The 10682-nt window shown below is 69.6% G+C and carries 9 protein-coding genes; 5 read left to right on the top strand and 4 right to left on the bottom strand.

Translation table 11 applies throughout. The features are described 5' to 3' along the window. The 3 genes from ASG62_RS21085 to ASG62_RS21075 are packed head-to-tail and all read right to left on the bottom strand — an operon-like array spanning position 1 to position 2417. Entirely contained in the window at positions 1-462 is a 462-nt protein-coding gene (locus tag ASG62_RS21085) for a DUF4381 family protein (RefSeq protein ID WP_056689955.1), read from the bottom strand. Next, positions 446-1351: a DUF58 domain-containing protein gene (locus ASG62_RS21080; protein ID WP_082536973.1), complete on the bottom strand. Its 906-nt coding sequence runs from the start codon at positions 1349-1351 to the stop codon at positions 446-448. Before ASG62_RS21080 ends, ASG62_RS21085 begins: the two co-directional genes overlap by 17 nt. A 34-nt stretch (positions 1352-1385) precedes the next feature. Further along, positions 1386-2417, bottom strand: coding sequence for an AAA family ATPase (locus tag ASG62_RS21075; RefSeq protein ID WP_082536972.1), 1032 nt, complete (start codon positions 2415-2417; stop codon positions 1386-1388). A 153-nt stretch (positions 2418-2570) separates the two neighbouring features. Here ASG62_RS21075 and ASG62_RS21070 point away from each other — a divergent pair, with 153 nt between their 5' ends. The 3 genes from ASG62_RS21070 to ASG62_RS21060 all read left to right on the top strand — a co-directional run bounded on the left by ASG62_RS21070 (position 2571) and on the right by ASG62_RS21060 (position 5454). After that, the gene (locus ASG62_RS21070) at positions 2571-3467 is read left to right on the top strand and encodes a CehA/McbA family metallohydrolase (RefSeq protein ID WP_056689948.1); all 897 of its coding nucleotides are present in this window, start codon (positions 2571-2573) and stop codon (positions 3465-3467) included. Between the two features lie 170 nt (positions 3468-3637). After that, on the top strand, positions 3638-4318 hold the full coding sequence (locus ASG62_RS21065; protein ID WP_056689945.1) for a DUF1045 domain-containing protein: 681 nt from the start codon (positions 3638-3640) through the stop codon (positions 4316-4318). Further along, positions 4315-5454, top strand: a complete 1140-nt coding sequence (locus ASG62_RS21060) for an alpha-D-ribose 1-methylphosphonate 5-triphosphate diphosphatase (RefSeq protein ID WP_056689941.1) — start codon at positions 4315-4317, stop codon at positions 5452-5454. Before ASG62_RS21065 ends, ASG62_RS21060 begins: the two co-directional genes overlap by 4 nt. 4 nt (positions 5455-5458) lie before the next feature. Here ASG62_RS21060 and ASG62_RS21055 read toward each other — a convergent pair whose 3' ends face one another. Further along, positions 5459-6076, bottom strand: a complete 618-nt coding sequence (locus tag ASG62_RS21055; RefSeq protein WP_162245987.1) for a TetR family transcriptional regulator — start codon at positions 6074-6076, stop codon at positions 5459-5461. Between the two features lie 85 nt (positions 6077-6161). On the opposite strand from ASG62_RS21055, the gene ASG62_RS21050 reads away from it, so the two are divergent. Both ASG62_RS21050 and ASG62_RS21045 read left to right on the top strand, forming a co-directional pair. Next, positions 6162-7448: an efflux RND transporter periplasmic adaptor subunit gene (locus tag ASG62_RS21050; RefSeq protein ID WP_082536970.1), complete on the top strand. Its 1287-nt coding sequence runs from the start codon at positions 6162-6164 to the stop codon at positions 7446-7448. Next, positions 7445-10612: an efflux RND transporter permease subunit gene (locus ASG62_RS21045; protein ID WP_056689938.1), complete on the top strand. Its 3168-nt coding sequence runs from the start codon at positions 7445-7447 to the stop codon at positions 10610-10612. The genes ASG62_RS21050 and ASG62_RS21045 overlap by 4 nt, the downstream gene beginning before the upstream one ends. Positions 10613-10682 lie beyond the last annotated feature (70 nt).

The following is a 10682-nucleotide window of genomic DNA, read 5'->3' as shown; positions in this document are numbered from 1 at the left end:
TCAGGCCCTCACGCCGGAAAAGAGGGCTTCCAGCCGCTCGGACACAGTGCCGCGCGCCTCGGCCGTGCCGGGTTCGTAGAGGCCGCAGACGAGCGCGCGGCCGGGACCGGCGGTGAAGAAGTCGGTGGCGAAGCTTCGGTCGAGATGGGCGGCGAAGGCCTCGCCGTTCAAAAGCGCGGCCTCCCGCCCGTCGCGCGCGGCGACGACGCGGCGCAGAAGCCGGACCTGGACGATCCGCGCCTCCGCCGGCGGCAGGGTCTTCGCGCGCTTCAGCTCGGCCAGCGCGCTCGCCGCCACGCGCGCCCGGCCGGGAATGCGGCGCGGCCAGAGAAGGGCGACGAGCAGCGCCAGGAGAAGCCCGATCGCGACGGGCAGCGCGACGTCGCCGAGCGAGAGGTTGGCTGCGGCCGGCGGCAGATGGGCGGGGCGCAGCGCCTCCAGGATCTTATCGGCGTCGGGCATCGAAAACCTCGATCAGTCCGGCGAGCGACAGCGGCTCCAGCGAGGCGTCGAGCACGAGCGCGCGTCCGCCCAGCCGCTCGATGCGGCGCACCCGCGCGTCGATCTCGCCGGCGGCTCTGGCGTCCTTCACCTCGCCCGAGCCCTTGCGGCCTTCCATGGAGAGATAGGGATAGGTGCCGGGCGTCGGGGCGCGCTCGAAGGCGTCGACGGTGAGGAACACGTCGAGCGCCGCGCGGTGGACGAGATCGCGGGCGACGGCGTCGAAATCCTCGCCCGGACGGTCGAGCGCGCTGGCGAGAAGCAGCGTTCCGTCATGGGGCAGCGTGCGGCCGGCGGCCTCGATCAGCTCGGAGAGCGGCGGCTCCTCGGAGCTTTTGGCGGCGAGCGCGGCGGCATGGGCGGCGGCGAGGCGCCCGGCGACGGCCTTCATCGAGCGGTCTCCGGCGCCCGGCCGGTGGAAGAAGGTCTCCGCCCCGCCGACCGCGAAGACTCCGACGCGCCCGCCCTGCCCCGCCACCCGCCAGCCCGCCAGCGTCAGCGCCTCGGCCGCCGCGACAGAGCGGAAGGCGCGCTTGGTGCCGAAGAGCATGGAGGGCCGGAAGTCCGCGACGAGGAGAACGGAGCGCTCGCGCTCGTCGCGGAAGCTGCGCACATGAAGCTCGCCGGTGCGCGCCGTCGTGTTGCGGTCGACATGGCGCACGTCGTCGCCATAGGCGAAGGGGCGGATGTCGTCGGTCTCGAGGCCCCGGCCGCGCTTTCGCGTGACGATGCCGCCGGGCAGCATCATCGTGCGCGCGTTCGCGCCCGGCTCGCCCGCGCCGATCAGGTGGCGGATGGCGAGGAGATGATCGGTCGCAAGGCTCGTTCCGTCGCCGCCGGTGGTGCTCATGCCCTGCCCTCCCAGGCCCGTTCCAGCTGCGCGTTCAGAGCGGAGCCACCTCACCCAGAAGGCGCCGGATGACGCCGCGCGGCGTCTGCCCGTCGGCGCTCGCCCGCCAGGTGAGAAGCGTGCGGTGGGCGAGAACGTCACCGGCGAGATCGGCCACGTCCTCGGGAATGGCGAAGTCGCGCCCGTGGAGATAGGCCCGAGCCTTGGCGCTCGCGGCCAGGGCGAGCGTGCCGCGCGGGCTCGGCGGATGCTCGATGGCGCGGCCGATCTCGGAGGCCGGATCGGCGCTGCGGGGCGCGGTGACGAGGCGCACGATGAAGTCCTTCAGCGCCGGCGAGAGATGGACGCGCATCGCAGCGTCGCGCGCCTCGCGCACCTCGGCCAGCGTCAGCTTCGTCGCCATCGCGCCCGTCTGGGACACGGTCTCGGCCTCCACGAGGTCGAGAATGCGCCGCTCGGCCGCCGCATCGGGCAGGCCGACCACGACATGCATCAAAAAGCGGTCGAGCTGGGCCTCGGGCAACGGAAAAGTGCCCTCCTGCTCGATCGGGTTCTGCGTCGCCACGACCATGAAGGGATCGGGCAGCGCGTGCGTCTGGCCGCCCGACGTCACCTGCCGCTCGGCCATGGCCTCGAGCAGCGCGGACTGCACCTTCGGCGGCGCGCGGTTGATCTCGTCGACGAGGACCAGCGAGGCGAAGACCGGACCGGGCGAGAACTCGAACGTGCCCTTGGCCGGCTGGAAGACGGGCGTTCCCGTGATGTCGGCCGGCATCAGGTCGGGCGTGCACTGGACGCGGTGGAAGCTCGCCTCCAGCCCTTCCGACAGGCGCTTGACGGCGCGCGTCTTGGCAAGGCCCGGCATGCCCTCGACGAGCAGATGCCCGCCGGACAGGAGCCCGATCAGGAGACGCTCGACCAGCGTCTCGCAGCCGATCAGGCCGTCCTGGAGACCGGTCTTCAGGCGCTCCAGGCGCAGGCGAACGGCAGCATCGGCGCCCGAAGGCGCCTTGGTCGCAGTGGATGAACTCAAGCGCTCTCTCCCGCCGGGTGCCCAAGCCGACATCCCATTGATTACGAACTCGGCAGGGAGGCGTCAACACACGGACCCGGGAGACGAAGGAGCCGGGCTGCCGTTCGCTGCAGATGCGCGGAACCGACATGGCGCCGTCGCGACGGGGCGCTATGTTCGCCGCTCACTGCATCGACGAGGATCGACATGGGTCTTGCCGCCTTCCAGTCCCCCGGCCGCTTCTACCGGGGGAACATCCACACCCACTCGACCCGGTCGGACGGCGCGCTGACGCCCGACTTCGTCTGCAAAGCCTATGCCGAGAAGGGCTACGACTTCCTCTGCCTCTCCGACCACTTCCTGGAGCAGTATGGCTATCCCGTCGTCGACACGGCTACTTACCGGACGGAAAGCTTCACGACGATCCTCGGCGCGGAGCTGCATGCGCCCGAGAACAGCCAGAAGGAGCTCTGGCACATTCTCGCCTGCGGCCTGCCCGGCGACTTCGCGCCGCTCGGCGAGGGCGAGACGGGCGTCGATCTGGCGCGCCGCGCGGTGGAGGCCGGCGCCTTCGTCGGCATCGCCCATCCGCAATGGTCGTCCCTGACGATCGAGGACGGGCGGGCGCTCGCCGGGATCGCGCACACGGTCGAGATCTACAACACAGGCTGCGACGTCGAGAACGTGCGCGGCGACGGCACCTACCTCCTCGACCAGCTCCTCAGCGAGGGCCACCGGCTCACCGGCTACGCGGCCGACGACGCGCATTTCAAGACGCCGGACGCCTTCGGCGGCTGGATGATGGTGAAGGCGGAGGACAACACGCCCGAAGCGCTGCTCGCGGCGATGAAGGCGGGACAGTTCTACTCCTCGCGCGGCCCGGTCATCGAGGACATTTCGATCGACGGCGAGACGCTGCGCGTGCGCTCCTCCCCGGTTTCCGGCGCCTGCATCGTCGGGCGCGGCTCGCGGGCGGTCTATCGCGGCGCTCCCGGCATGGTGGAGGCGGACCTGCCGCTCGAGCGCTTCGCCGGCGACTGGTGCCGCGTGATGGTCATGGACGAGACGGGCCGGCAGGCCTGGTCGAACCCGATCCATCTCTGACCAAACCGGCTCGGGCGGTCGGAGACCGTCCGCCGCCCGGAAGGATCGCTCCCGTGCCGCGGCTTTCCTCGACCGATACGAGGGCTGATTGCCCTCGTCCGCCGCGCCGCTTAAGTGGTGCTGTGCCGACAGTCCTCACCCGCTCCGCCACCCGAGCCAGGATCTTCTGAATGCGAGTCGCCATCTATGCGACGCCGCCGGCCGGCGCGGCGCTGACGCGCGCCGCCGCGCTCTGGCTCGGCCGCGACGCCTTTTCCGGCGAGCCGACGCGGGAACCCGATCCCGCCATCGACCCGCTCGTCGCAGAGCCTGCGCGCTACGGGTTCCACGCGACGATGCGCGCGCCGTTTCGAATCGCGGACGGGTTCGATCTGGAGGATGTCGACGCGCGGCTCGCCGATTTCTGCGCCTCGCGCCCGGCCGTGACGCTGCCTGCGATCGAGCTTTCCGCCATCGGCTCCTTCTTCGCGCTCGTGCCGTCTGCGCCGAGCGCGCCGCTGGCGGATCTGGAGGCCGCCCTGATCGAGGCCTTCGAGCCCTATCGCGCCGGGCTCACCGAGGCGGAGATCGCGCGGCGGCGCCCCGATCGACTGAGCGAGCGCCAGAGGGCGCATCTCGACGCCTACGGCTATCCGTATGTGCTCGAAGATTTCCGCTTCCACATGACGCTGACCGGCTCCGTGCCGGAGGCCGAGCGCGCAAGGGTCGCGCCGCGTCTGGCCGAGCGCTTTGCCGCCTTCGACGGCGCGCCGCTCGTCCTCAGCAGTCTCGCCCTCTTCATCGAGCCCTCGCCGGGCGCCCCGTTCCGCGTGCATTCGCTGCACCATTTCGGCCAGCCGGCGGACCGATGAGCGGCGAGACGATCCTCGACAACGCCCGTCTCGTCCTCGCCGACGAGATCGTCTCCGGCCATCTCGTGCTGCGCGGCGGGCTGATCGCGGAGGTCGCGACCGGCCTCGCCGGACGGGGCGAGGACATGGAGGGGCAGACGCTCGTTCCCGGCCTGATCGAGCTTCACACCGACCATATCGAGGGCCATTACCGGCCGCGTCCCCGCGTTCGCTGGAACAAGACGGCGGCTCTCCAGGCGCATGACGCGCAGGTCGCGGGCTCGGGCATCACGACGGTCTTCGACGCGCTGCGCGTCGGCATGGACGACAAGGCGGACCTCGGCACCGACGACATGCTGGAGATGGGCGAGGCGATCGTCTCGGCGAAGGCGCAGGGGCGGCTGCGGGCCGACCACTTCATCCATCTGCGCTGCGAGGTCTCAGCCGACAACGCCGCCAGCGGCTTCGAGCGCTTCGAGGTCAACCCGCTGGTGAAGCTCGTCTCGCTGATGGACCACGCGCCGGGCCAGCGGCAGTTCACCGACATCTCGGCCTACCGCGCCTATCACATCGCCAAATTCGCCTTCAGCGAGGCCGAGTTCGACGCCTTCTGCGCGCTGCGCATCGCCGAGTCCGAGCGCTACGCGCCGGGCAACCGCGCCTTCATCGCCGAACGCTGCCGCGCGCTCGGCATCGCGCTTGCCAGCCACGACGACGCGACGCCGGCCCATGTCGAGGAATCGCTCGCCCTCGGCGTCGCGCTGGCCGAATTCCCGACGACGCTGGAGGCGGCCCGCGCCTCGCATGCGGCGGGGCTGAAGGTGCTGATGGGCGGGCCGAACGTCGTGCGCGGCGGCTCGCATTCCGGCAATGTCTCGGCGCTCGACCTGCAGAAGGCCGGCCTTCTCGACATCCTGTCATCGGACTACGTGCCGTTCAGCCTGATCCAGTCCGTCTTCCTGATGGCCGAAACGGGGGCGGCGTCCCTGCCCGACGCGATCCGGCTCGTCACGAAACATCCGGCCGAGGCGGTCGGGCTCTCCGATCGCGGCGAGATCGCGCCGGGGCTGCGGGCGGACCTCGCCCTCGTCCGCCCGATGCCGGGGTCGCCGCCCGTCGTCGCGGCGGTCTATCGCGAGGGGCGGCGCGTCGCCTGACGCGTCAGGTCCGCGCGCGAAATCCGGCGAAGAGGCCGGCCAGAAGCGGCTCGCCGACCGCGACGATGTCGATCTCGCCCTTGCGCCGGAGGCCTTCCGAAAAGAGCCCGACGAGCGCGCAGATATAGGCGTCGGCGGCCAGCTGGGGACGCCATCTCGGGGAGAGTTCGCCGGTTTCCGCCGCGCGCTGGAAGACCTGGAGGATGATCGCGCGCATCTCGTCGTCGGCTTCGCAGCGCAGAAGATCGTCGCCGGCCGGCCCGACATATTCGCAGCGGAAGAGGATGATCGTGTAGACGCGGCGCGCCCGCTCGTCCGCCAGGAAGCGGGTGATCATCTCGACCGTCGCCTCGTGCAGAGCATCGAGATTGCGGTTCTCCAGATCGACGATCCGGCTTTCGAAAAACTGGCGCTGCGGCAGGCGGGCGCGGTCCTGCATCGCGCCGAAGAGATCGGTCTTGTCGCGAAAATGCCAGTAGATCGCGCCGCGCGTGACTTTGGCCGCCTGCGCGATAGCTTCCAGCGACGTGCGGGCGACGCCGCTTCGATCGAACAGGACTTCGGCGGCGTCGATGATCGCATCGCGCGTCGCGGCGGCCTCTTCCTTCGTTCGACGTGACAATTTCGTGTCCTTGCTTACATTCAGTCCCGTATGTAAATACCGCAGCGCAGCAGTCCACCCCTCTTGTCCGGTCGCGGATCGCCCCATGACGAATTTCAAGTTTTCCGGTCTCGCGGCCACAGCGGCCCTTTTCCTTCTGCCGACGAGCCTTGCCGAGGCGCAGGCGCCCGGCGGGGCCGCCCCGCCGCCGCCGGCCGTGACGGTGGAGACGATCGAGGAGAAGCCGCTTCCGATCACCTACGAATATGCCGGGCGCGTCGTCGCCTCGCGCGAGGTCGAGGTGCGGGCGCGCGTTCCCGGCATTCTTCTGCAGCGCACCTTCGAGGAAGGCACGCGCGTCCAGCCCGATCAGGTTCTCTTCCGCATCGACCCGCGCGAGTTCGAGGCGCAGGTGGCGCTGGCCCAGGCACAGCTCGCCCAGTCGCAGGCGACGCTGAGCCAGGCTCGCCGCACCGAGGAGCGCCAGCAGACGCTGACCCAGCGCGGCGCGGCCTCTGCGGCGACGTTCGACGACGCGACCTCCTCGCGCGAACTGGCGGAAGCGCAGGTGGAAGCCGCGCAGGCGACGCTGGAGACGGCCCGCCTGTCCCTCACCTATGCGACCGTCAACGCGCCAGTCGGCGGCATCACCAGCCTGGAGCAGGTGCCGGAAGGCAGCCTCGTCGCGGTCAACACACTTTTGACGAAGATCAGCCAGCTTGACCCGATCTACGTGAACTTCTCCGCCGCCGACACCGAGGCCGCCGCGATCCGCCGGCTCGTCGAAGGGGGCGCCGCCAGCGGCAACCGCAACGATCTCGTGGTCGAGGTCTCCTTCGGCGACGGCACGGTCTACCCCGAGAAGGGCACGATCGACTTCACCTCGTCCTCGATCGACACCGAAACGGGCACGATCCTGTCGCGCGCCGTCCTCGGCAATCCCGCCAACCGGCTGCTTCCCGGCCAGTTCGTGCGCGTTCGCGTCAGCGGCCTGACGCTGGAGAACGCGGTCTCGATCCCGACCATGGCGCTGATGCAGGGTCCGCAGGGGCCCTTCGTCTACACGGTCAATGCCGAGAACGTCGCCGAGGTCCGCCCCATCCGCACCGGAACCGAGATGGGCGACCGCACCGTCATCTCGGAAGGCCTGAAGGCCGGCGACAAGATCGTCAGCGTCGGCGTCGTCAAGGTCCGGCCTAACGCACCCGTCGCGCCGTCCGCGCCCGAGGCCGTCGCGGCCGACGGTCCCTCCGTTCCGCAGAAGGCGGCGACGCCGGCAGGCTCCAGCGAGGCGGCACCCGCCGGCAATGCCGCGGGCGCACAGGCCGGCGCCGCTGCGGCGTCCGCCAGCCAGTCGCCGAACTCCTCCACCGCGAAGGAGGGCGCGCAGTGAACGCGCGCTTCTTCGTCGACCGTCCGGTCTTCGCCTCCGTCATCTCGATCGTCATCTTCCTCGCCGGCATCATGGGCATGCGGGCGCTGCCGATCGAGCAGTATCCCGAGCTCGTGCCGCCGGAAGTGGTGGTCTCCGCCGCCTATCCCGGCGCCAGTGCCGAAACCCTCGCGCAGACCGTCTCCGCCCCCCTCGAGGAGCAGATCAACGGCGTCGAGGACATGATCTACATGAAGTCGACGAACTCCTCGTCGGGCACGGCCTCCGTCACGGTGACGTTCGCCAGCGGCACCGACCCGGATCAGGCGACGATCAACGTCAACAACCGCGTCCAGCAGGCCGTCTCCTCGCTGCCGACCGAGGTCCAGCGCCTCGGCGTCACCGTGACGAAGCGCTCGTCCTCGATCCTCGCCGTTCTGACGATGACCTCGGCGGACCCGCGCTACGACGCGACCTACGTGTCCAACTACGCGCTTCTCTACGTGCTCGACGAGCTGAAGCGCTCCTCCGGCATCGGCGACGCGCAGCTCTTCGGCCAGCGCGACTATTCCATGCGAATCTGGCTGCGGCCGGACCAGCTGGCGCAGTACAACCTGACGCCGACCGACGTCGCCACCGCCATCCGCGAGCAGAACGCGCAGTTCGCCGCCGGCCAGTTCGGCGCCGAGCCCAACCCGAACGAACTCGCCTTCACCTATTCGGTGACGACCGGCGGACGCCTGCCCGACGCGCAGGCCTTCGAGAACATCATCCTGCGCTCCAACGCCAACGCCGCCTCGCTGCTTCTCAAGGATGTGGCGCGCGTCGAGCTGGGCGCGCAGGACTATGCGTTCAACGCGACCTATAACGGCGCCTCGACCGTTCCGATCGGCATCTATCTCCAGCCCGGCGCCAACGCGCTGGAGACGCTGGAGGGCGTGCGCGCCCGGATGGACGAACTCCAGGCCTCGTTCCCAGACGGCATTTCCTATGCCATTCCCTACGACACGACGAAGTTCATCACCGCCTCGATCGAGGAGGTCATCAAGACCTTCATCGAGGCGATGGTGCTGGTCTTCGTGGTCGTCTTCGTCTTCCTCCAGAACTTCCGCGCGACGCTGATCCCGATGATCGCGGTGCCGGTGTCGATCATTGGCACGTTCGGCATGCTTCTGGTGCTCGGCTTCTCGATCAACCTCCTGACGCTCTTCGCGCTTGTCCTCGCCATCGGCATCGTCGTCGACGACGCCATCGTGGTGCTGGAGAACGTCGAGCGCATCATGACGACCGAAGGCCTGCCGCCGAAGGACGCGACGGCGAAGGCCATGTCCGAGGTGACGAGCCCGGTCATCGCGATCGTGCTCGTGCTCTGCGCCGTGTTCATCCCCGTCGCCTTCCTCGGCGGCCTCGCGGGCACGATGTATCGCCAGTTCGCCGTGACGATCGCCGTCTCGGTCACGATCTCCGGCATCGTCGCCCTCACGCTGACGCCCGCGCTCTGCGGCATCATCCTGAAGAACTCGCATTCCAAGCCCTGGGCGCCCTTCCGCTGGTTCAACACGGGCTTCGAGAAGCTGACCAACGGCTACGGAGCCGGCGTCGGCTTCCTGATGCGCCATGCCTTCCTCTCGCTGGCGCTCTTCGCCGGCATCTGCTTCGGCACCTATCATCTCTTCGCCACCCTCCCCGGCTCGCTCGTGCCGGACGAGGACCAGGGATCGAACTTCGTCGTCGGCATCCTGCCGCCGGCCTCCTCGCTCGTGCGCACGACCGAGGCGATGAAGCAGGTCAGCGAGAACATCCGCGCCAATCCCGCCGTGCAGGACGCCGTGACCTTCGCCGGTTTCGACCTTCTCTCGGGCTCGCAGAAGACGAGCGCGGGCGTCGCCTTCGTGACCTTGAAGGACTGGAAGGAGCGCACCGATCCCGCACAGGACGGCCGCAACCTGCCGGGCGCCTTCATGGGCGCCAATGCGGGCGTGCGCGACGCCATGGTGCTCGCCTTCAACCCGCCGCCGATCCAGGGCCTTTCCACGACCGGCGGCTTCGACCTCTTCGTCCAGGACCGGGGCGGCGGCGGCACGCAGCAGCTGATCGAGGCCACGGACGCACTCGTCGCCGAGGCGGCCAAGCGGCCGGAGCTTGCGGGCGTTCGCACGACCTTCACGGCGAGCGTGCCGCAGTACAAGATCGACGTCGACCGCGAGAAGGCCAAGGCCCTCGGCGTGCCGATCGAGCAGATCTTCACGACCATGCAGGCGACCTTCGGCAGCCTCTACGTCAACGACTTCACGCTGCTCGGCCGCAACTATCAGGTCAGTCTCCAGTCCGAGGCGCAGTTCCGCGAGAAGCCCGAGGACCTGAAGTTCGTCTTCGTCCAGTCGGCCTCCGGCTCGATGATCCCTCTGGATTCGCTCCTGAAGGTGACGCGCGTCGTCGGCCCCGACCTCATCGAGCGCTACAACGCCTTCACCGCCGCCAAGGTCTCGGGCGGGCCCGCGCCGGGCTATTCGTCGGGACAGGCGCTCGCCGCCATGCAGGAAATCGCGGGCGCCCTGCCCGAGGGCTACGACATCGCCTGGACCGGCTCGGCCTATCAGGAGATTCAGACCGGCGGCACGGGCGCCATCGCCATCGGCTTCGGCATCCTCATGGTCTTCCTCATCCTAGCGGCCCAGTACGAGCGCTGGTCGCTGCCGATCGCCGTCATCCTGGCGGTGCCCTTCGCCATGTGCGGCGCGCTGGTGGCGATCTGGCTGCGGGGTCTGGAGAACGACGTCTACTTCCAGATCGGTCTCGTCACCCTCGTCGGCCTCGCCGCCAAGAACGCGATCCTGATCGTGGAATTCGCGGTGATGAAGCGCGAGGAGGGCCTCAGCGCCTACGATGCGGCGCTGGAGGGAGCCAAGCTCCGCTTCCGGCCGATCGTCATGACCTCGCTCGCCTTCATCCTCGGCGTCGTGCCGCTGGCGATCTCGACGGGCGCGGGCTCGGCGAGCCGGCACTCGATCGGCACGGGCGTCATCGGCGGCATGCTGGCGGCGACCTTCATCGCGATCTTCTTCATCCCGCTCTTCTTCAAGCTCCTGACGCGGGACAAGAAGCCGAAGGCCGACGCGCCGAAGCCCGCCATCGGCCACGGGCCAAGCGACGGTGCGCCGCAGGGAACGCCCTCCGCGGCCTGACGCGGGCCCCGCCCCGCTCCGCGACCGAGCGAAGACACCCGCGCGGCGTCGCGGGGTCTTCGCTCCGGGG

The organism is Aureimonas sp. Leaf427 (assembly GCF_001425485.1).
In the GTDB taxonomy this organism is placed as follows: Bacteria; Pseudomonadota; Alphaproteobacteria; order Rhizobiales; family Rhizobiaceae; genus Plantimonas.
The sequence above is the reverse complement of the archived record's forward strand: the minus strand, read 5'-3'. Positions and strand labels throughout refer to the sequence as shown.